This is a genomic window from Spirillospora sp. CA-128828 (genome assembly GCF_050945415.1).
Lineage (GTDB): Bacteria > Actinomycetota > Actinomycetes > Streptosporangiales > Streptosporangiaceae > Spirillospora.
This window is the reverse complement of record NZ_CP191986.1, coordinates 3,767,788-3,788,561: the sequence shown is the minus strand read 5'-3', so window position 1 is coordinate 3,788,561 and position 20,774 is coordinate 3,767,788. Positions and strand designations below refer to the sequence as shown.

At 66.7% G+C, this 20,774-nt stretch carries 17 protein-coding genes, 1 tRNA gene and 1 riboswitch; of the genes, 4 read left to right on the top strand and 14 right to left on the bottom strand.

What is annotated here, in order from left to right; translation table 11 throughout:
* Positions 1-8 precede the first annotated feature (8 nt).
* Positions 9-164: riboswitch (cyclic di-AMP (ydaO/yuaA leader) on the bottom strand.
* 493 nt (positions 165-657) lie between these two features.
* Together ACQPXG_RS18680 and ACQPXG_RS18675 are read right to left on the bottom strand one after the other, a co-directional pair.
* On the bottom strand, positions 658-2,541 hold the full coding sequence (locus ACQPXG_RS18680) for a PP2C family protein-serine/threonine phosphatase (protein ID WP_433468968.1): 1,884 nt from the start codon (positions 2,539-2,541) through the stop codon (positions 658-660).
* 181 nt (positions 2,542-2,722) lie between these two features.
* Positions 2,723-3,457, bottom strand: a complete 735-nt coding sequence (locus ACQPXG_RS18675) for a hypothetical protein (protein WP_433468967.1) — start codon at positions 3,455-3,457, stop codon at positions 2,723-2,725.
* 259 nt (positions 3,458-3,716) lie between these two features.
* On the opposite strand from ACQPXG_RS18675, the gene ACQPXG_RS18670 reads away from it, so the two are divergent.
* Positions 3,717-3,790, top strand: a tRNA-Pro gene (locus tag ACQPXG_RS18670).
* A 678-nt stretch (positions 3,791-4,468) separates the two neighbouring features.
* Positions 4,469-4,834 carry a hypothetical protein gene (locus tag ACQPXG_RS18665; RefSeq protein ID WP_433468966.1) on the top strand — a complete coding sequence of 122 codons (366 nt, stop codon included), beginning with the start codon at positions 4,469-4,471 and terminating at the stop codon, positions 4,832-4,834.
* Between the two features lie 191 nt (positions 4,835-5,025).
* Here ACQPXG_RS18665 and ACQPXG_RS18660 read toward each other — a convergent pair whose 3' ends face one another.
* From ACQPXG_RS18660 to ACQPXG_RS18630, 7 genes are all read right to left on the bottom strand, one after another.
* Complete coding sequence (locus tag ACQPXG_RS18660; RefSeq protein WP_433468965.1) at positions 5,026-5,916, bottom strand: hypothetical protein; 891 nt, start codon at positions 5,914-5,916, stop codon at positions 5,026-5,028.
* Positions 5,917-6,184: 268 nt separating this feature from the next.
* On the bottom strand, positions 6,185-6,697 hold the full coding sequence (locus tag ACQPXG_RS18655; RefSeq protein WP_433468964.1) for a hypothetical protein: 513 nt from the start codon (positions 6,695-6,697) through the stop codon (positions 6,185-6,187).
* Between the two features lie 121 nt (positions 6,698-6,818).
* Positions 6,819-8,141, bottom strand: coding sequence for a site-specific integrase (locus ACQPXG_RS18650; RefSeq protein ID WP_433468963.1), 1,323 nt, complete (start codon positions 8,139-8,141; stop codon positions 6,819-6,821).
* A 165-nt stretch (positions 8,142-8,306) separates the two neighbouring features.
* Positions 8,307-9,707, bottom strand: a complete 1,401-nt coding sequence (locus ACQPXG_RS18645; RefSeq protein WP_433467818.1) for an IS1380 family transposase — start codon at positions 9,705-9,707, stop codon at positions 8,307-8,309.
* Positions 9,708-9,940: 233 nt separating this feature from the next.
* A complete protein-coding gene (locus tag ACQPXG_RS18640; RefSeq protein WP_433468962.1) occupies positions 9,941-10,417 on the bottom strand; it encodes a (2Fe-2S)-binding protein in 477 nt (158 codons plus the stop codon).
* Positions 10,418-10,426: 9 nt separating this feature from the next.
* Complete coding sequence (locus ACQPXG_RS18635) at positions 10,427-12,778, bottom strand: molybdopterin cofactor-binding domain-containing protein (protein WP_433468961.1); 2,352 nt, start codon at positions 12,776-12,778, stop codon at positions 10,427-10,429.
* A gap of 220 nt (positions 12,779-12,998) precedes the next feature.
* Positions 12,999-14,231 (bottom strand): PucR family transcriptional regulator, encoded by a 1,233-nt coding sequence (locus ACQPXG_RS18630; RefSeq protein WP_433468960.1) that lies wholly within the window; start codon positions 14,229-14,231, stop codon positions 12,999-13,001.
* Positions 14,232-14,760: 529 nt separating this feature from the next.
* On the opposite strand from ACQPXG_RS18630, the gene ACQPXG_RS18625 reads away from it, so the two are divergent.
* Positions 14,761-15,045: a hypothetical protein gene (locus ACQPXG_RS18625; protein ID WP_433468959.1), complete on the top strand. Its 285-nt coding sequence runs from the start codon at positions 14,761-14,763 to the stop codon at positions 15,043-15,045.
* Between the two features lie 257 nt (positions 15,046-15,302).
* Here the strand turns inward: ACQPXG_RS18625 and ACQPXG_RS18620 are convergent, their stop codons facing one another.
* Positions 15,303-15,683: a hypothetical protein gene (locus tag ACQPXG_RS18620; RefSeq protein WP_433468958.1), complete on the bottom strand. Its 381-nt coding sequence runs from the start codon at positions 15,681-15,683 to the stop codon at positions 15,303-15,305.
* Between the two features lie 111 nt (positions 15,684-15,794).
* Here ACQPXG_RS18620 and ACQPXG_RS18615 point away from each other — a divergent pair, with 111 nt between their 5' ends.
* Positions 15,795-16,787 (top strand): hypothetical protein, encoded by a 993-nt coding sequence (locus tag ACQPXG_RS18615; RefSeq protein ID WP_433468957.1) that lies wholly within the window; start codon positions 15,795-15,797, stop codon positions 16,785-16,787.
* Between the two features lie 358 nt (positions 16,788-17,145).
* Here the strand turns inward: ACQPXG_RS18615 and ACQPXG_RS18610 are convergent, their stop codons facing one another.
* The 4 genes from ACQPXG_RS18610 to ACQPXG_RS18595 form a co-directional block, all read right to left on the bottom strand.
* Positions 17,146-17,721 carry a GNAT family N-acetyltransferase gene (locus ACQPXG_RS18610; protein ID WP_433468956.1) on the bottom strand — a complete coding sequence of 192 codons (576 nt, stop codon included), beginning with the start codon at positions 17,719-17,721 and terminating at the stop codon, positions 17,146-17,148.
* Positions 17,722-18,374: 653 nt separating this feature from the next.
* Positions 18,375-18,617: a hypothetical protein gene (locus ACQPXG_RS18605; protein ID WP_433468955.1), complete on the bottom strand. Its 243-nt coding sequence runs from the start codon at positions 18,615-18,617 to the stop codon at positions 18,375-18,377.
* 96 nt (positions 18,618-18,713) lie between these two features.
* Complete coding sequence (locus ACQPXG_RS18600) at positions 18,714-19,493, bottom strand: alpha/beta fold hydrolase (protein WP_433468954.1); 780 nt, start codon at positions 19,491-19,493, stop codon at positions 18,714-18,716.
* A gap of 524 nt (positions 19,494-20,017) precedes the next feature.
* Positions 20,018-20,608 (bottom strand): TetR family transcriptional regulator, encoded by a 591-nt coding sequence (locus ACQPXG_RS18595; protein ID WP_433468953.1) that lies wholly within the window; start codon positions 20,606-20,608, stop codon positions 20,018-20,020.
* Positions 20,609-20,774 lie beyond the last annotated feature (166 nt).

The following is a 20,774-nucleotide window of genomic DNA, read 5'->3' as shown; positions in this document are numbered from 1 at the left end:
GGGAATCTCCTTGTCTTCCATGACGCCTACCGGGTTAGCTGACGGATTCGGGCATGGAAGCAGCCCTACGGCGCGACTCTCGGGCGCGCCGATTCACCCCTGGAACCTGGGTCCCCGGCTCCGTCCGGTCGTGTCGACCGGGACGGACTCGGCCTCGCACCGCGGGGGCGGTGCTCATGTTCGGATGTATCTCAGTGACTGATCTTGATGAGGGGGCGCGCATCATCTGGCGCGCATCGCGTGCGGATTCCGCTCCGCGATCCTCGGCCGCCCTTGGAACGGCCGGCGGCAACGCATGGGACGCGCTGCGCGGCAACGCGTGGAACGCGCTGCGTGATTCGGATAGAAGGTACCAACCTTCTCAAGAAAAGCAAACCAGGCATAAAACAGCGTTGTGCCTGCTCAAAGCCCTTCCAAGGAACCACCAACACCGGACGGACGCCGCATCTTCCCGATCTTTCTCGAAGTGCCCCTCAGCCCTTTGCCGGCGGGCCTTAACGGCCTTCCGGGAAAAGGTAAAGAACGTAAAGTCGGCGCCAGGCGGGCGGGCGCGGGGCGGTGTCCGCCGGGCACCCACGCCCCAGGAGTGAGTTCTAAGTCACACGGTGCGATCTTCGCAGGTCAAGGATGCCCTTCGTCACCGAGGGGGCCCGGCCGTCACTCCACGTAGAGAGCGAAGAGGGTGGTGTCGTCCGCCGCCCGGTCGTGCTCCATCCGCGCCAGCACCTCGTCCAGCACCAGCTCGGGGCGCGGCCCGCAGTCCCGCAGGATCCCGGTCAGGCGGACGATCCGCTCGTCCAGGTCCGCGTCCCTGCGCTCCACCAGGCCGTCGGTGTACAGGAAGAGCATGTCGCCCGGGTGCAGGGTCGTGGTGATCGTCGTGTACTCCCAGCCCGGCATGGCGCCGAGCATGGGGTCGCGCACGACCTCCAGCAGCGTCGCCCACCCGTCCCGGACCAGGATCGGCGGCGGATGACCCGCGCACGTCCACTCCAGGACGTGCCGCGACGGGTCGTAGTGGGCGACCACGGCGGTCCCGGTGGCGGGCGGGTCCATGTTGCCGACCAGCTCGTTCAGCCAGCCCACCAGCCGCCCCGCCGGCTCCCCCGTGCAGGCGAGGCCGAGCAGGCCGTTGCGGGTCCGCGCCATCGCGGCCGCCGCGGGCAGCCCGTGCCCGGCCGCGTCCCCGATGGCGAACATCGCCCGGCCGTCCCGCAGCGTGCGGGTGGCGAACCAGTCGCCGCCGATGCGGGCCGTGCTCTCCGCCGCCAGGCTGCGCAGCGCGGTGACCAGGCCCGGCAGCCGCTCCACCTCGTCCTCGTCCGGCAGGATCGCGCGCCGCAGCGTGACCGCCACGCGCCGCTCCTGCGCCGTCCGCGCCTGCTGCCGCAGCATCTGCCGCCGGGTCTCGGCCAGCGCCCGCTCCACCCCGCGGCGCCGGGTGATGTCCTGCGAGACGATGTTGATCGAGATCGGCAGCCCGGACTCGCCGAGCACCGGCTCGGCGAAGACCCACAGATGCCGCGGCGTCCCGTCCTTGCCGATCACGCGGTGCTCGGCCTCCACCGGTTCGCGGCGCGAGAACATCGTCTGGACGGCCTCCTCGACCAGCGGAAGATCGTCGTCCGCAACCACCTTCGGCAGATCGTGCGGCATCGGCGGCACCTCGTCCGGGGCCAGGCCGTAGTTGGCCAGCATCTGCGGCGTCCAGTCGGCCTCCCCGGTGGCGAGATCCCACTCCCCGAACCCGATCAGGGCGAGCCGCTCGACCCGCTCCAGCCGCCGCGTGACCCGGTCCTCGGCGAAGTGGTACCGCCAGCTCACGCAGACGCCGGTCGGCACCGGGACGCAGCGCACGCTCATCCGGGACGACCGGGACAGGCCGCGCTGGGCGGTCGAGTACAGGAACGAGGAACGTTCCAAATGCGTCCCGGACTCCAGCACCTCGACGTACTCGTCGAACAGGCCGCTGAGCACCGCTCCCGGATCCGTCCGCAGCAGCCGCAGCCCGGTGAGCTCCTCCCGGCCGCGCCCGAACATGTCCTTGGCGACGCCGTTGAGGTCCGCGTAGAGGAAATCCGCCACATTGCCGTCCGGCCCCCGGACCGGCACCAGGTGCGCGGCGGAGTCGAGCGTCCCGTCCAGCACGGCCTTCGCGACCGTATCGGTGGGCAGTCCCTCAAGGATCTCCGCGTCACCAGCGGTGTCCTCGGCCGTCACCCGGCGCAGAACGTCCTCGGCATCGGACAGGACGGCCGCAGGCTCCTCCGCGCCGTCCTCCGCACGCGGCGCCCGGCGGCCCGCCAACACGGCCCCCATCGGTCCGCCGCCCCCGTCCTTGACCAGCAGGGCGGCCGCCTCGGCCAACTCGATGTCCATGTCGCGCGCGAGCCAGATCAGGTGCTGCAGGGCCTCCCCGGGCGGGACGCCGAGCCGCCGGGCCAGCATGACCCGCGCCTCGGCCAGCACCGCGCGGTCGTGCGCGGCGCCCCGCAAATCCTGAAGGTCCGCACCGGGCTGGGCGCCCTCCGCTTCCGACAACCCTGTCCCCCGTTCGGCGTCACTGCCCTGGGAGAAAAAGCTACATACGTCAGCGAAGGACTATTCGCCCACATCCTGGTAAACAGTCCAGAACTTTGCCCGGGTTTTCCCTTCGCGTCCGAACTCGACGGGTTCTAGTGACCGTCCCAGGAGCCAACCCTGGCCCACGCTGTGACGCCCGTCACGATGCCCGGCAGACCTGCCTCGTCAACGTTGTGATCCGCGCCGCCGCCGCCCGGAACGACGTCCCCGCCGGATGCAGGGTCAGCACCACCACGATCTTGTCCCCCACGATGCCCGTCGTGTGCAGCACGGGCCGTCCGATCCCCAGATCAGGCCGCCACGCCACACCCCGCGCCCCGCCACCGCGGCACGGCTCCGCCGGAACCTCCCCGAACCCCGACCACCCCTGCTTGACGGCCCACGGCCGCTTCACCGCCCGCGGTATCCCGAAGCTCTGATCGAACCCGTCCGTCCCGCACGGCGTCGACTTCCGCAACTGCTCCAGCACGAACTCCCGCTGCGCCTTCGGCGCCTCGTCCAGCAGATACCGGTACGTCTTCACGACATCCCGCGCACTGAGCGCCGTATATCCCCAGAACCCCGGCTTCTCCGCAGGCGGCGGCGCCGTCTCCGAAAGCCCCACCTTCCGGACCATCCGCTCGATGATCGCCTTCTGCCCGCCCCGCCGCCAGAACTCCGTGGCCGCCTTGTCATCGCTGGACCTCAGCATCGGCACGAGCAACGCCCGATCCGCCGCCGACGCCGCATGCCGATCCAGATAGTCCAGCGCGATGAGGATCTTCACCACCGACGCCGACCGGAACGTCTGCCGCGGCCGCCGCTCCAAGACGACCCGCCCGGCCTTCCGGTCGAACACCACATACGAGGCCAGCACCCCGGCCGGCACCCGCACGACCGGCCTCTTCGACGGCGTCGCCGACGGCGACCTCGAAACCCCCGGAACCGAGCCCTGCGGCTCGGGACTCCCGCTCACCGACCGAGCCCCTCCGCCATCGCCGCACCCGCACGCCAGCCCCAGGCACACGACACCGGCCAGGACCGCGCGCAAACCCACCATCCGGCCTGCCTATCAGAGATCCCCGGGCCCCGTATCTCAGTACGCACGACCCCACGGACTGCGCTACAGTAATCAAGCCCGCTCCAACGGGCACCGGGACGTAGCGCAGTTTGGCAGCGCACTTGACTGGGGGTCAAGGGGTCGTGGGTTCAAATCCCGCCGTCCCGACAGCAGGTCAAAGGCCGGATCCGATCACACGGACCCGGCCTTGTCCCGTTCGTACAGCTACGAAGTACATCTACGGCGCTTGATCAGTGGTCCCCAGCTGGTCCCCATCGGTACCGGCGAGACGCTCACCAAGCCGCTTGAGCGACCCGGCCCACTCGTCAGTCCGCAGGCACCCCCGAGCAATCAGGCCAAGCACCTGACGAACTCCATCCGGTGACCGCACTGAGCACACGTCCCACCCGCCCGGCTGCGCGTACGTCGTTCAGGGCGACCCGAGAACCGGGCCGCACGCGCCGCCGACTCGGCGCCAGGCCCGACGGCCTCCGCTTGGGGCTACGGCCGGCGGCCCAGGCCGACGGCCGGTCGACTGGCGCGAAGAACAGAAGGGGTGACCCGGGCCGCTCGATGAGCGGCAGCCGGGACGGTCACGGGGCCGAGCTGGTCACGCCCGTGCCGCTGGACGGTTCCCGCCTTGCGTGGGGACCCCGCGCGGGGCCTCACGACGGGCCGATGCGGACAGGCAGGTGCCGCCCGTCCGCCGGGCCAGGCTACGAGGCCCCGCCCCGCGCAAGTCCGGAACCGTCCAGCTCACGTGGAAACGGATGCCCCGTACAGGACAACAGGATGCGGTGTCCGGCCAATCACACCGGGTATCCCCTCCCCTGGAGGGGAACGGAAATGAACATCGTCAAGCAAATCGCGTGGTGGCTTTACGCCGTGCTGGCCTCGGTGCTCACGCTCGGCATCTGGTGCCGGGCCCACCTGGTGACCATGAGAATGCGGACGATGGGCGGGGTGCGGGCCGGAGTGTTCGGCGGTACACACATCTACCGCGAGAGCGGGGGCAGGGGCGACTTTCTGGTAATCAGCCGGTGGCGCGGCAAGTCCCGTTATCCGGTCAGCAGAATCGCGTCCGCCTCGACCGGGGTCTGGACCGTGGGTGTCGAGTCGTCCGGGGGGTACACCAACAAGCTGGCAACCTGGCAGACCAGGACGGTCGCCGCGTTTATCAACTCGCAGGTGAGGCAGGAACCAGTGACATAACTTAAGAGGGTGGGGTACGAGCCCGCCGTCCTGGGAGTATGTCAATCCTCGTACGCGAGATTGGTTGATACCTGCGTAGAGAGCCAATCGGGGAGCCACGCCAGGTGACCGCGCGAGAACGATCCTGGACTCACTGGAGTTCACCTGCTAGCAGGCGAACTCGGCGAACGAGCGTTCGACAGCTCAGCTCACTAGCCGGACCAACTCTTAGAGTCAACTTGAATCCATGCCCTATTGTCGTTTTGTCCTGGCTTGGGGGTTACTTCGGAGCGTGCAAGCCCTCCAACGTACATAGTTCTGTAGCCCTTGTAGGGATGAGTGTCGCCCCGCCTGGCGATGCTTGCTGTCACATTGAATGGCCTACCTTTATTGTCGATTATCTGCCTTATTCGCCTATCGCCACTTAGGGCATCTATTTGAATTCTATATTCGCAATAGAATTTGCTAGTGATCGCGATCGCTTGAAAGACAACTTCCTCCTTATATTTCAGCGAGTAAGTCTTCGATGCAAAATAGCTTTCGCCAAAAGACGCGCTAAGATCGTCAGCGCGTTGCGCTATCGGATGAGATTTGTCGAGATTGAATCCGATGCGAACAGTGTCCTCGCCTCCGCCGCCAGAGGGCTTCAAAAAGTATGTTCCCGCTAGGGGTCTCTGACATCGAGACAGTACCCGCATTCCAGTTATGCGGACTGGTTCGGCGCGATTACCCCTAAGCACTATTTGATGTCGGACGCTATCGACAGGGACAGCGCCATGGGAAGTCATCCATTTCAGGTACATATCAGGATCTTCATCTCGTTCTCGATTGAGCCATTCCGACTGCTTGGTGCTGATATTGAGCGAGTTTGCTGTTGCAAATTCTTCCCAATCAGTGGGAAATTCTGTCGCTATTGAAGCGACCTTGATGGCATCGCCACTCGTTGGTGGCAACGGACTAAGATTTGTGCCGGGAGAAGGGGATGGTGGTTCACTTCCTCCAATGTAATCCAAGACTTGAAACAACACAGACGTGCTTTGGAGCAGCACACTCACGCCAGCCAGCGACGCGAATATAGAAAGTATTCTGAACTTTTTCTTCATCTCCAGACTGTTCCAATATCCTCTAGCCTTTCCCGGTTGTTGAACTGTCCATTTGACGCACTTGGTGAGCGTCCTTCGGATGAACAAGGCTATCGCTCGAATCATTATATCCCCGGGAAGGATCTATTTCGCTCAGATGCTTACTTCGCAGTAGGTTAGCATGTGGCGCTTTGGTGCTGTAGATAGTGTTCTCATAGAGGGCACAAAGATTGGTAATATCTCTTACTTGGCAGCTGGTGTGGCCTGGGCCCTTCTGGGGCAGTTGGCGTCACGAGAAGATCGAAATCACTTCGGGATCGTTGCTGTACGTGATGTATTTGGAGTGCTTCACCTGGCCGGTTCGCAGGGTGAACGCCAGCAACAAGATCCAATCCTTCTTGTGGCCCAGCTTCACCTCCACCTGCACCTCATGGTCTTTGGCCTCAAGCGAGCCGTCCTTGCCGAACTCAACGAACACTTGCTTCGCTGAACGTCCCGACACGGGGAAGGGGGCCGCGAACCTGTGCTCATCCTCTTTCGTCGGCCGAAGCTGGGATCGTGTGGTGATCCAGGTCAGCGGCGGTTCCTCGCCAACACGGAGCCTGATGCTCTGGACCACGATGGGTACCGCTCCTGTGTTGTACAGGACGAGCGGGAGCCGGATCCTCAGCGAGCCAACCAGGCTGGCCGCGAACGAATGCGGTTCGTAGGACTCAAGGTGACCGCGCCGGGCATGAAGCCACCAGAACGAGGCCACGGTGAACGCTAGAGCGCACATGGCCACAATGACAGCCCAAGTCATAAACAGCAGAATCTCACGACCTGTGCCCGTTGGCTGGTCGATTGAAAGAGCGTGCACGGCACTGGACGGGCCAGCGAAGGCCAGCTGGTGCCGTGCACGCTGGAGCTAAGGGTTCTTCAAGTCAGGCTTGAGGCCCGTCAGTGCCAGCCAACCGCTCTCCTAGGCGTCTGAGGGCCTCTCTGGTGATCTCGGTTGGCACCTCCGTGTAGACCTCCATCGTGATGCTGATCTGGCTGTGTCGGAGGATCTGCATCGCGGTCCGGGGGTGGACGTCCAGCGCGGCCAGGAGTCGGCCGCAGGTGTGCCGCGTGTCGTGTACCCGGATGGGACGGACGCCGGCGCGCTGGCACCGGTGGGCAAAGCTGCGGTTGACGTTTCGCGGCTCGATGGGGCGTCCTGGCCGGGTGGTGAAGACGAGTCCCTTGCCGGTCCACTGCTCGTCACGCGCGGCGCTTTCGGCTCTTTGGCGTTCCTGGCGGAGGCGTAGCGCGGTGATGCAGATGGAGGGCAGTGGCATGACGCCGGTTGAATCCTCGGTCTTGGTTCGTTCCTTGTGTACGAGCTGGCCGCGCACGCGCTGAAGCTGCATGCTGACGGTCAACTCCCCCGCCTCCACGTCGTTGTCTTCCCACCGCAGGCCGAGCACTTCGCCCTTGCGAAGCCCCATGACCAGGATCAGCACCCACGCGGCGTAGAGCGGATCATGCTCACTTTGCGCTGATTCGAGGAATGCGCGCGCTTCTTCAACGCTCCAGGACGTCTTGCCGCGTGCCCGCTTGCGCATCGTCGGCAGTTTGACCACGCGAGCGACGTTCCGCGAGAGGATTTCCTCGGTCTGGGCGTGCGTGAGCGCAGCGCGCAGCGTATTCCGCGCGGCCTGAATCGTGCGGCTGCTCGGGTATGCCTTGCAGCACCGTCCGATCGCGCAACACCTCTGCCCCTTGCGCGGGTCCGAGTGCCGTTCCGGCCTGACAGCATCTTTGCCCTGCGCACAGCATTGGCACGTCGTGGGCAGCTTGTTCACCCAGGCTTGGACGTCCCGGACGGTCAGCCGATCGAGGCGCTTGCGTCCCAGTGCAGGGATGACATACAGGCGCGCGAAGGTCTCGTACTGCGCGTACGTCTGTGCTTCGCGGTTCGGTTCGATTACCTCACTGAGCCAGTACGTCAGGTACTTCTCGACGGTCAGCACCGTCGTGGCGATCGGCCGTTGCTTGGCTTCGTTCAGCAGCTTCACGTACTTGTCGTGGACGACGTCGCGCGTCTTTCCGTACACCCACCGCTTCTTGCGGTCCCCCGCTGGCGTGGTCACCCACACGTAGGCGGCATATCCGTTGCGGTAGGGGAAGATCGACCCTTCCCCGTTGGCGCGGGAACGATTCCGCTGTTTGCGCTTCCCAGCGTCGCCCGGCTCTTCCGGCGTGCCGAGTGCGGTCTTTGTCATCTAGCCTCGATCTTTCGTGAGGCTTGTTGGGGTGCTCGGTGTCCCGACCGGCTCCTTGTTTTGAGTGGTGGGTCAGCCGTTGGGCCCGACTGTCGCGTCGGGTGGGCGGGGTTCCACGGGCCCGGCTGGTCTCCTTCCTGGGGTTGACGGGACGGTTCTGGCTGGTCAGGGCGCCGGGAGCATCTGCAGGCGGGTGATCGCGGTGGCGATCAGGTCGGCCCACCGCCAGTGGTGGGCCAGGCGGAGTCGGAGGCGTCTGCCGCCTTTGACCAGGCGTCCGGCCACCGAGAACACGCGCAGGCGTAGCCGTTTGGGTTCCCAGCGGCGGGCCGGGTGATCGGCGAAGGCGAGCATCTGGGTCCAGGCGGTCAGCTCGCATGCCAGGGCGACGAGTTCAAGCCAGATCTGGTTCTGGGCGGCGCCGTGGAGCGGCAGGTTGCGCAGGCCGGTGTCCTTGGCGCACCGGATGCGGTCTTCGCAGCGGGCCCGGCGGCGGTGGCGTAGTTCCAGGTCAGCGAGTTGGCCACGGCCGCCGCCGGGCCGGGTGCCGGTGACGAAACAGGTGAATCGGTGCCCGTCGATATCGGTGAACCGCAGCTGCGCACCGGGGTGCGGGCGTTCACGGCGGACGATGACGCGCATGCCCTTGGGCCAGGGCGACAGGTCGAGCATTGCGGTGAGTTCGGCGACCCACGCACCGTCCCGTGGTTGCCGGTCGGCGTCGTAGGCGACCTCCCAGATGCTCTCGGGCAGCGCGAGGATCGCGGCGCAGATGTCGTCGGTCAGGTTGAACCCGATGGAGTACTTCAGCCGGCGGGCGGCGATCCAGTCCAGGAACCCGTGGGTGCCGCCGCCCGAATCGGTCCGGATCAGCACTTGCTTGTGCAGGTGGGCGGGGATCTGGTTGAGGGCGAGCCGACCCGCGGTGATGTGATCGGCGGCGGTGTTGGACCCGGCGTTGCCCGGCCGCAGCAGCAGCACGGCGGCCTCGCCGCCCGCGCCTTCACCGTGGTCGATGAACGCGGTCATCGGATGGTGCCCGAAGGTGCGTTTCCACGTCGGGGCGGCATGTTCCTTCTCCGAGTGCGCGATCACGACGGTTGCGTCCAGGTCGACCGGGATCAGGCGCCCGCCGGCGCCCGGAGCGTGCTCACCGGCCAGGGCCCACACCCGCTCACGCGCCACCGCGCGTGCTTTGCGGATCGACCGCAACGCCTTGGGGCCCGCCCCGGCCAGCGCGGTGACCAGCCGAGACACGCTCGGATCGGATGCCACCGGCCCGAACAGCTCCGGCGAGTTCCGCAGCACCGCCACGTCGGCCAGGCAGTCCCCGCCCAACGCCAGTGTCACCGCCAGATCCGTCACGATCTTCGCTGGATCGTGAACCGAACGAGGCCGCCGCCATCCCGCCAACGCCCCGGCCAGGCCGCGGCCCAGCCCGCTGACCCGCAGCGTCTCCATCAGCAACAGGCCACCGGCCTGACAGACGATCCCCGCTCCATCAGATGAAACAACGATCTTGGGCTTCCGGCCTGTAGTGTTCACGTGAAAAGTGCCTTCCGGCATGGACTGAATCGTGACTTCGCAATCTCGATCCTTCCAGGCCAGAGGCACTTTTCTCATGTCAACGGTCAGTCCCCGCCCGCCCCAGGCGAAAGCGCGAGGCTAGGCCCTTTCGCAGGGATCGGGGCGAGGATCAGGCAGCCTGTTCGGCGGACAAGGCCTCGTTGCGAGCAAACCACGCGGCTGCCTCCGCTGAGGTGTGATGACCCGGAGCCCACCGCACCGGACTGTGCGGTTCACATGTTCTTGGCGCCCGCCTTGATGGCCTCGCGGATCCGGGAGTACGTGCCGCATCGGCAGATGTTGCGCAGCTCGTCCAGATCGGCCGCGCCGATCTCGTGGCCGGCGGCCCTGGCCTGGCGGACCTTCGCCACGGCGGCCATGATCTGGCCGGGCTGGCAGTAGCCGCACTGAGAGACGTCGTGGGCCAGCCACGCCTCCTGCATAGGGTGCAGGTCCTTGCCGACGGTCGCGGGCAGGCCCTCGATCGTGGTGATCTCATCGGTCGGCTTGATCTTTGACACCGGGACCGAACAAGGGTTGAAGGCCTTGCCGTTGATGTGGCAGGTGCAAGCCTGGCAGACGCCGATGCCGCAGCCGTATTTGGGGCCGGTGACGCCGAGCAGGTCGCGCAGCACCCAGAGCAGCCGCACGTCGTCCTCGGCCTCCACGGTGACCGGCCTGCCGTTGAGCTTGAAGGTGTGCTGGGGCAACGGGGCTCCTCAGTAGGCGCGGTCGAGTCCGCCGGTAGGGGACTGCGGGGTGGACGGCTGAGCCGGAAACGGCTCGAAGGCGAGCTTGCCGTGGTTGATCGGGAACCGGGTCGGCATCGTTCCGGTGGCGCGGGCGTAGGCGCAGGCTACGGCGGCGAATGCGGGGGCGACGCCGAGTTCGCCGGCGCCGCCCGGGGTGCTCCGAGTGTTGGGCATGACGATGACGCGCATGTCGAGCGGGGTGTTCCACTGGCGTGTGTAGAAGTAGTTGTCCCAGCTTGCTTCGAGCGGGAGGCCGTCCTTGATGTGGAGGCTGGAGGTCAATGCCAGCGCGATGGCGTCGTTCATGCAGCCGATCATCTGTGCTTCCAGACCGCGCGGATTGATGGCGAAGCCCACGTCCACCACCATCAGCGCCTTCGTGACGCGCGGGCCGGTCACGGCGTTGCGAATCTTCCGGTTCACCGTCTCAGGACGGCAGTCGATCTCGACCAGCGACGCGACCGCCCCGCGGTACTCGCTGGCCAGCCCGATGCCCTGGGCGACGCCCTTGGGGAGGGACCTGCCCCAGTTTCCTTCTTCGACCGCCTTGTCCAGCACCGCTCGCAGGCTCTCGTCGTCCAGGAACTTGCGGCGGAACTCCACTGGGTCCTTGCCCATCTCGGCGGCGAGCCGGTCAACGATGAGCTCCCGCGCGCACACTACGTTCGGGGAGTAGATGTTGCGCATGCTGCCGGTGTTGAACTTCAGCGGGATCTCGTTGAGCAGCTGGGTGGTGGCGCCGAAGTCGTAGGGCGACGACTGGGACAGCTCAAAGATCGTCTGGGCGACGGTCAGATTGCCGGCCACGGGCAGCTTGGCCGCCGTCGCGGTGAGCACCTCCCCGAAACCGTGCCCGAAGTCGGTCTCTACGCTGGTGTGCCGCTGTTCGTAGCTGAGGACGTTGCCGGACCGGTGTGCCGCGCGGACCCGCGAGATGCACATCGGATGTGTGCGGCCCTGCCGGGAGCTGTCGGCCCTGGACCACACGAGCTTGACCGGCTTGCCCATCTTCTGGGATATCTCCGCCGCCTCGGCGGCCACGTTGTGGAAGAGGTGCCGGCCGAAGGAGCCACCGCCCTGCCGTACGTGCACCTTGACGGCGTGTTGCGGCAGTCCGAGGCGCTTGGCGATGTCCTGCTGGGCGACGATCGGCACCTTGAGGCTCGCCCAGATCTCGGCGCGGTCCTTCCGGACGTCGGCGATGGCGCTGTCGGGTTCCAGCGGGCTGTTGCTGGCGAAGGCGAAGACGAACTCGGCGTCGATCGTCTTGCTCAGCTGGGGCGGTACGGCCATGGGCAGCGCGGCCTTCCTCAGCTTGGCCAGGACGGTGGTGTCGGACTCGCCGTCCACCGTGCCCGGGCCCCACGTCACCTCCAGCGCCCGGAGAGCGTCGATGCACTGACCGAACGTGTCGCCGCGCACCGCCACGCCGTGCTTGATGACCGCCACGTCGGTGATGCCAGGCATCTTCCGGACCGCCGCGGCGTTGCGCACCGCCACCACCGTTCCGTTGATCGTCGGAGGCCTGCGCACCATCGTCGGCTTGGCGTTGGGCACCTGCAGGTCCATGCCGAACGCTTTGCGGCCGGTCACGATGGCGTGCGCGTCGACGCGGTTGCGTGGAGTGCCGAGGACGGTGAACTCAGAGCGCGGCTTCAGGGTGGCCGACAACCTCGTCGTCCGCTTGCCGGCCGCCGCCTTGGCGAGTGACCCGTAGGTGGCCCGCTTTCCGCTGGCGTGCCTGATCACACCGTTCTCGGTGGTCAGCTCGGCGGGGGGCAGCCGCCAGAGCCTGGCTGCGGTGGTGACCAGCCGCTGCCGGGCGATCGCCGCCGCGACGCGAACCGGGACGTACATGCTGCGCATCGAGTTCGACCCGCCGGTGAGCTGGTTCATCATGAGCTCGGGACGGGCATCGGCCAGGGTGACCCGCACCTTGTCCATCGGCAGGTCCATCTCCTCGGCGATCATCATCGTGACCGCCGTGGTGATGCCCTGGCCCACCTCGGCCCGAGGCAGCGCGAACGACGCGGTGCCGTCCGGGTTCACCCGGACGGAGATCAGCCCTGAGGTCGGCGCCGCCGCAAGGTTCTGCGCGTCGCCGAGGTCGAACAGCTCCGCGGGCTGCGGCGCCGACGGCACGGTGGCCTTGGCGTCCCGTCCATCGACCACCTCCCAGGCCGACTGCACGATCACCGCCAGCGTCGGTGCCGCGATCAGATATCCCAGGAAGCGGCGGCGGTCGGGGCCGCCGGGCTCGGTGTCGGAACCGCCGGGTTCATCGTCCGGATCCAGCATGGGACCATTCGGTTCCGTCATCGGCGTCCTCCTCAGGAGTGTTCGTTCGGAGGCCCGGACGCCCGCGCCACGGTGGGCGCAGTCCGTCAGGGAGTCCGCGACCAGCGCCGAGTAGGGGGAACGATGAGGCGCCGGTTGCTGACGCAGAGCGTGGCACACGCTACACAGAGCAGCCATGGCTGCCGTATCCACTCTTGCCCCGGTTTGCTTGTGCACGGCGCACAGCCACACGACCGGGTGGTCACATGAGCGGATCAGGGAGGGGCAGGCGCGACGCGCGCAGCGCGAGCGACACTTCCAGGCGCGCGGCGGAATCAGTGAAGTCGTGCCCGGTGATCGCATGGATGCGGCGCAACCGGTTGAGGACGGTGTTGCGGTGGCAATGCGCCAGCTCGGCGGTGTCCTTGATGGAGCCCCCGGTGGCCACCCAGGTGTCGAGTGTGCTCAGCAACAGGCGCCGTTCGGCCGCCGGCAGCGTGATCAGCGGTCCGAGCCACAGCCGGACCAGTTGCTCGGCAAGCTCCGGGGAGCCGAGCAGGATCGCCTCCGGCAGCCGTTCCTCCAGCGCGGCCACCTCGACCGTCTCCGGGGCGATCGTGCGGCGCGCGACCAGTGCCTGCCGGTACGCCGCCTCGACCCCGGCCAGCCCGGCCACGACCAGGGAAAGCCCAGCGGGCGCCACCAAAGTCTCCCGCAGTCCGCGCAGCGCCACCGCCGGCTCAGCCCTGCCCATGACGAGCAGGCCGATCAGCCCATCGGCGCTGATCTGCCACGCCGAGTGGATCTCGTCGGCGGCCAGCCGCCGTTCGATCCGTCGGCCGATCCGCTCGTTTCCGGGACCGGCGTCGGCCACGACCACGGCGTACCGGCCCTCGACCGGTACGCCGATGATCCGGGCGGCCTCGTGGGCGAACCCCGGCTGCCTGGCCCGGCCGTCCAGGAGTCCGTCCCACAACATGGCCCTATGGCGGTCGTCGGCGCGCAGCAACTCGCCTTCGGCGGCATGGTAGGCCGCCGCCACCTGCGCCGACGTCGCGTCCACGGCCTCCCAGACGCGGGTCGCCGCTTCCAGCAGGCCGTCGGAGTCGACCACACCGTCCTCCCGCGCCTGATCGATCAGCGCTTCCCACAGCAGCCGCCCGCCGAGGCGGAATGACCGCAGCACCGTGTCCAGCGGCATGCGCTGTTCCGCCCGCCGCCTTCCAGTGGCACGCGCCGCGTCGTAGTACCCGGCTTGGCCCGGGCCGCCCGAATCCCGGTCGGGACGGGAGATCAGTTCCAGCATGCGGACGATGTTGTCGTGGCAGGAGCGCCATAGATCGTCCGTTGAAACGACGCCGACCGCTTGGTAGCCGGGGTTCTGCTCCTGGATCGCCCGCACCAACGCGTCGGCCAGCGCCGGAACACGCCGCGACAGATGCCCGGCCAGCGACTCTGCGGTCTGCGTGTGACCTGTGCGGGAACGATCGTTCATAGGCGTCACAGCATCGCACCCCACCCGACTGTTTGATCGCCTGCGTCTCAGAATGAAAGAAGGTCGCTTATTGGGTGCCACCGGCAAGCGACTCCAGACGAGCAGGCGGCTTGATCCACGGCGACCACACCCGCCGAACTCCCGCATCCCTCGGCAGCCCTTCGGCTGTACTCGCTCCTGCTCTCGGCTTCTCGTGGGACTGCCTGACGGTTCAGTCCAGGCCATCCAGTCTGGCAGCCGGTCGCTGGGCCTCCTTCGCCAGGGAGGTCGCGCGATTGCATCGTCAAGCGGTGATGGGCTTCAGTCTGCGCAGAACGCCACCAGTGGCGATCGGATGGTTCGTCGAGGCGGACACCTGGATCGACGCGCCACCGGAGCTGGTCTCGGACGTCGAGTCGATGCCGAGCATGAGCGCCGAGTTGCAGTCCGTGGAGTGGCTGGACGGTGTCCGCGGCCCGGCACAGGGCGCCCGCTTCGTCGGACGGACAAGCACGACGCCCTTGGCGGGTGGGAGACGACCTCGCACATCGTGGAGTACGAGGTCCCCCGGGTCTTCGCCTGGGCGGTGGAGGACCCGGAGCACCCCACGGCGATCTGGCGGTTCACCCTCCATCCACAGGACGGTCGAACGCGGCTGAACCAGTGGACGCAGATCGGTTCCGCCCGCTCCGGCCTGTCCTTGGCGATCGACCATGTGCCGGAGAAGGAGCAAAAGATCGTCTCCGTCCGGATGCGCGAGTTCGAGAACGGCATCATCGCCACTCTGGCGGCGATCAAACAGCGGACTGAATCCGCGGAGCGGGCGCCGGCCTGATGCGCACCGCGACCACCATCGAGCCCTCCAGCGGCACCTGGTCCGAGACGGTCGACTTCGTCGTCGAGGCCGAGAAACTGGGCTGCTCGCTGCCATGTCCCGATGGGGCGACCGATGGCCGGCGGGAGAGGAAGGCGCCCCGGTCACGTTCCACCACGAGGTGTGCAGCCACGACAGCCAGGCACCTCAGAGACCCACAGCGGGCTGCCATCGGGCGCGGACAGGAACTGCACATTCCCGCCGAACTCCTTTTGCTTCTAACTGAACCAAAGGTCGTTACCGTTGTCGCGGACCCCGGCTACGCGGTCGCACTCGATCAAGGTGCCGTCCGGCACCAGGTGAGTCATTCCCGTCTCCTGACACTTCTTCAAGGCCTCATACAGGTCCGGGGCCTGGTCGGCGAGGACGTCGATGCCCTCGTGCAGGTACCGGTACCCGTTCGCCTGGGAGATGCCGGCGTCCCGCGCCAGGCAGTGCACGCAGCCGCGCTCGCGGAACCAGCGCAGCACCAGCACAGCCTGGCGGAACGCGCCCAGCGCCCCGTGACCCGCGCGGGGTGCCGATCCGGCGGCGGTGCGCGGCGAGCAGCCGGGACACAAACTCGACAATGTGGCGCGGGACGTCAAGCGTTGCAGCATAGGTGACCAACATGAAGCCTCTGGTTTTCGCGGACGATCTTGCGGTGAATAACCGTCCTACCAGAGGCTTCACGCCCTTTCGCGGCCGAACTGTCCAGATAGGCTGCTCCGATGAACTCGTCCGCCTGCAACCACGTCCTCTACGCCGACGACCACGGTCCGTATGCGGAGCTGCATCTCACTTTGGAGTGCAGCCGAACCGGCATCGCGATAAGCCACGACATCAACGAGGACCATTGCGCGGCGGCGCTCGACGGCTGGTTACACGCGAACCCCGAGCGAATCCTTCTCAAGCTCCTCGTGACAACAAGACGGGTTCACCATGGTTCGTTTGGCCCGGTCGTCGACGTACTTGCCAGCCATCAGCCGGAGATCCGCCACCTAGGACTCGGCGCCCTCACCTTTCCGGACTTCGGCCGCGGCGACTACATCCCGCAGGATCTGTCGCGCGACGGCTCCTCGTGGAGGCTCTCGGTGCCGCTGGAGCGGGTGCTGGCAGCAGTGCCGACTCTCCATGAGCTGGTCGTTCAGTGCAACGACATCGACATAGTGCACGACATCCTGGGCACGAAGCCACCGCCTCCGTTCCCGGAGATGACGCGTCTGCGCCGGCTGGTGCTGCGTGATGAGGCACTCAACCCCGCCGTGGTATCCGCGCTGGGTACAAGCTCCTTTCCACAGCTTGAGTCGCTCGAACTCTGGCTCGGCCACTTCGAGTACAGCTGGGGCGGCTCGGCGCGGGACCTGGCCCCGCTGCTGAACAACCGCGGGTTCGGGAAACTTCGTGAGCTGGCCCTGGTGAGCGACTTGAAAGACACACTGGTGGACGTGCTCGCCGAGAGTGCGCTAATTGCACGATTGGAATCTCTGAGACTGCCGTTTGGCGTGCTCGACGCATCCGGGGCGTTGCGTCTCCGTGACCGCTGGTCCGCCTTCAGTAACTTGCGCCGACTCGATGTCACGGGGAACGGTATTCCCGCTGCTGCGGCTCGCGCGCTCCGCGAGGCGGCACCCGGCGTCGTCGATTTGGGCGACCAGCGGATCCGGGTCAATGACGAGCCGCGCTTTGCACCACCGCTGGTCGAGCTCTTCCAGCAACACTGACGGACACCTCACCACATTACGATCAGCCCAAGCCGCATAGGATCCATCGCTAAAGCCAACCTTTCCTCAATTAGTCATGGCGATGGCTTTCACTGGGCCTTCTTCAGCGGCGCTGCGGGGACCGCTGATCACATGATGGTCGCCGTCTGTGCGACTGCCCCGGAACGTCAAGGAGCCCAGGTAGGACGGTTGATCTCTCACAATCCCTCGTCCGCGCCAGGCCCTGACCTACACCACCGGCGTCCGCCGGCACCGCAAGAAGATCGGCAGCAAGGGCCGGGCACTGCGCCCGGCCTGCAGTGCGTCAGGTCGATGAGACTGTGCCAACTCTACTGAGACCGGGCAGCGGGGCGGTCCATCACTCGGGAGCGCGCCATTCCTCGGCCAGGAGCGCGTATGAGAGACCGTCGAGCCATCCCTTGGTGCGGTGGAGAGAGTCTCTCACCGTGTGCTGTTCGCGGCGCATCCCAACCCGCTCCATCAGCCGCCACGAAGGTTCGTTGTCATAGAAACAGTCCGCGTGCAGGCGGCGCAGCCCAAGACTCCCGAAGGCGACGTCGATGAGGGCGCGTACCGCTTCGGTGGCGTAGCCCTTGCCGCCGTGGGAGGGATCCAACGTCCACCCGAGCTCTCCTTGGACGTTTTTCGCCTGGTCAGCGACCTCCTCCTGGGCCCAAGCGTCCTGGACCTGCAGCGTCAGATCGCCGATCACCCGGCCGTCCAGTTCGACGATGAGCAGGTCTGCGAGCCGCTCCTCGTGGAGAAAACGCTCACGGTAGTCGTCGTAGGTTGCCGTGGCGGCCGCGACCCATTCGTGAGTCTCCGGTAGTTGCCGGTAGGCCCAGGTCGCGTCCAGGTCGTCGGGGGCAGCCCGGCGCAACAGCAGTCGGTCGGTGGAAATCGGCCAGTTCAGCGTGTCAAGAGGGTGGCGCATGGGCTTCATGCTGACAGAGCCGTGGTTACACACAAAACGGATTACTGCGGGCGACGTCCCGACAACGACGCGGCGATCACCCTACAGGAATTGACAGGACACCGAAGCGACCAGGGCTCCCGGAAACCCGGGTTCTGAAAATCAAGTGGAGTCGCCGTCGCGGAGTGGTGTGCTCTCGTGCCGGAGGGCCCCGGCTGCGCCGCAGAGTTCAGGTGCGTGCTGCCGGGGCCTGGGGGAAGGACCCCCCTCACACAGGGGAAGCCGCAGCGATGCCCGTCGACAGCATACTGATCATTACGGGCTCATTCACCGTTGCGCGCTATCAGTGAGTCTTTTCAGCGGCGGTGCGGAGGGACCGCTGGCGACTCTTTTCGTATATGATCTGGGCGCGCATCTGGCTCAGTTGTCGCCAGGCCAACCATGGACATAAGTGCGCGGCCCCGCACACGATCACCGCACGCGTGATCATCCCAGAATGCGGGCCAGATCGACGATGTCGTCCGCGACGAGGTCGACCATCGGTAGGCGGCTCGACCGGGGTGGTGTCGGGGCCCCACTCCAGCGGGCGCGGGCGCAGGCCGGCCTTGGCCGCCGCTGCGAGATCGTCGAGGTGACGGGCCACCATGAAGCTCCAGGCCGGGTGGAGCGTCGGGCTAAGCGCGCAGACGGTGCCAAGCCCGGACGAGGCCGTCCCGGTCGGTCTCGCCGAGCGCGTCGAGGCCGAACTCCGTGAGGACCTCGTCCAGCATCATCCTGTGCAGTTCGTCCAGCGGCCGGTACGGCGTGTCGCCGGAGAGGACGCTGATGAGCGCGGGCCGGTAGGCGCGACGCCAAGCATCGGCCACGGCGAGCCGGGGCCGGGTCCGACGCCCGGCATTGACCCTAGCCCCCCGCACCAGGGAATCTCCCCGGGCGACCTTCCCACCCGGAGCCGTACGCGCGGACGCGCCGACGCCCATCTGCCCGAGGTGTGTGTGGCGACGCGGGAGCTCTCAGAGGAACTCGAGGGCTTGCTTGACAAAGTCCTCGTGGAACTGGAACACACCGCCGTGCCCGGCGTCTGGATAGATGACGAGCCGACTGTTGGGGAGTCGCCGATCGAGGTCGAAGCTGTTGCTGGTGGGCACCATCCTGTCGCTCTCACCATTCGCGACGAGTATCGGCTGGTGGATGCGTGTCAGGTCGGCAGGCTTCTGCAGCCCCCATCGGTGGATGGCCTTGAGCTGGGCGCGGAATGAGCCGATGGAGATGGCCTTGTCGCGGTCGTTGGTACGTTCCCCCAACCGAGCCAGGAACTCCTTCCCGGCTCGGCGCCCGTTCGCAGTCCTGGTGAAGAACAAGAACTGCTTGGGATCCTGGCGAGTGAGGAGGCCCCGCGCGGTGTCAAGGTAGGAGATGCGGGTCACCTTGTCGATGCCCTCGCCCCCCGCGGGGCCGGTTCCGGCGATGATCATCTTGCGCACGAGCTGCGGCTCCTCCTGCGCGATCACCTGGGCGATCATGCCGCCCATGGAGAACCCGAACAGGTCGACCTGATCCAAGCCGAGGGCACGGATGAAGGTGATGGCATCCCTGGCCATCGCCTCGATGGTCTTCGGCGTGGACCTACTGGAAGCGCCGACGCCTCGGTTGTCGAAGGTGATGACGCGATGCTTGGCGGCGATGCCGTCCACGACGCGGGGGTCCCAGTTGTCCAGGACTGCGGCCAGATGGGTCAGGAAGACCACCGGCACGTCCGCGCCCGGGCCGAGCTCACGGTAGGCGAACTCCACTCCATCCGCCGACAGGGTGCGCGTGGGCACGTCAGCCCATGACCCCACCGAACCGTTGTACGTCTCTGGTGACTTGTTCATGTTCGCGTTCCTTCTCACGTTGGCGTCCCTGGTCAGTGCGGGTGCCTCGCTTTAAATTATGAACGTAATACTATGCGGGTGCTCTGGAGCTGGCAAGTGGGTCCTTGCTGCGAGCAAGAAGCGTGACGGATACCGCCGCCAACAGAGGCCCGTGGCTGGGCGCCGGTATCCGTCAGGTATCGAGGACATCGGCTACGCAAGCCGGATCGCGCGGTTACGCGGCTACCACTTCCCCGACCCGCCCGAACTGGTCAACTATCTGCCCAGCGTCCCGCCAGCGGACCGGGCGCGCCTGCACCCGCAGGGCATTGGGGGTAGGTGCTCGCAACAATCCGAGTCCGCGCCATGTCGTAACGACCGAATCCTCCTCGGCGGAGCCGAGGAGGATTCGGGTTGCTACGGTCTCGGGCTGTGGCCGGCGGCGGCCTCGGGGGACGCGGTGGTCAGGCGGGCTGCTCGACGCCCAGCAGTTCGAGCGCGTTGCTGATGCCCTGTTCGAGAAGTTCGTCGGCGAGTCGCCGATCGGCCAGAGCGCGGGAGAGCTGCAGCGTCCCGGCCAGCAGGGCGAGCAGGCTCAGCGCCTTCACCCGTGCTGAGGACGGGTCGTCGGGCGCAATGCGGGCGGCGATGCCGTCAATGAGGGACAACACGCCGTCGGTGTAGGCCTGCCTCGTCGCGTCCGCGCAGCGCCCGATCTCATCCAGCAACGCAGCGTTGGGGCAACCTTCGCCAGGACTGTCGCGGTGCTGAACCGACAGGTACAACCGCACGATCTGCTCGAGACCGGCGCGACCGGGGGCCGCCTGCGCGGCGACACTCGCGTTCTGCGCACGCAACTGGTCGGCGATGGCTGTGGCGACAAGATCCTCCTTGGAGGCGAAGTGGGCGTAGAAGGCGCCGTTGGTCAGCCCCGCGTCCGCCATGAGCGTCGAGACCCCTGAGCCATCGATACCGTCCTGCTTGAAACGGCGGCCGGCCGTCTCGACGATCCGCCGCCTCGTCTGTTCCTTGTGCTCTTTCCCGTACCGCGCCACATGTCCTCCGCCCGCACGGGAGGGCCTGTCGCCCCCTGCCGACTCTTCAGCTTATAGTATTGCGAACGTAATCCAATGGGCCGGGGCACCCCGGGAGCTGACCGCACCGAGTTGGTCCGGCGCGTGGCCTACCGGGTGCCGTGCGAGGCCTCCTCACTTCCCGATT

Bases quoted from the DNA above. Each gene is read 5' to 3' on its own strand.
- ACQPXG_RS18630 (WP_433468960.1), bottom strand. From the start codon at position 14,231: ATGAACGATCGTTCCCGCACAGGTCACACGCAGACCGCAGAGTCGCTG.
- ACQPXG_RS18655 (WP_433468964.1), bottom strand. From the start codon at position 6,697: ATGACTTGGGCTGTCATTGTGGCCATGTGCGCTCTAGCGTTCACCGTG.
- ACQPXG_RS18645 (WP_433467818.1), bottom strand. From the start codon at position 9,707: ATGCCGGAAGGCACTTTTCACGTGAACACTACAGGCCGGAAGCCCAAG.
- ACQPXG_RS18615 (WP_433468957.1), top strand. From the start codon at position 15,795: ATGAACTCGTCCGCCTGCAACCACGTCCTCTACGCCGACGACCACGGT.
- ACQPXG_RS18650 (WP_433468963.1), bottom strand. From the start codon at position 8,141: ATGACAAAGACCGCACTCGGCACGCCGGAAGAGCCGGGCGACGCTGGG.
- ACQPXG_RS18610 (WP_433468956.1), bottom strand. From the start codon at position 17,721: ATGCGCCACCCTCTTGACACGCTGAACTGGCCGATTTCCACCGACCGA.
- ACQPXG_RS18635 (WP_433468961.1), bottom strand. From the start codon at position 12,778: ATGACGGAACCGAATGGTCCCATGCTGGATCCGGACGATGAACCCGGC.
- ACQPXG_RS18620 (WP_433468958.1), bottom strand. From the start codon at position 15,683: ATGCTGCAACGCTTGACGTCCCGCGCCACATTGTCGAGTTTGTGTCCC.
- ACQPXG_RS18660 (WP_433468965.1), bottom strand. From the start codon at position 5,916: ATGAAGAAAAAGTTCAGAATACTTTCTATATTCGCGTCGCTGGCTGGC.
- ACQPXG_RS18665 (WP_433468966.1), top strand. From the start codon at position 4,469: ATGAACATCGTCAAGCAAATCGCGTGGTGGCTTTACGCCGTGCTGGCC.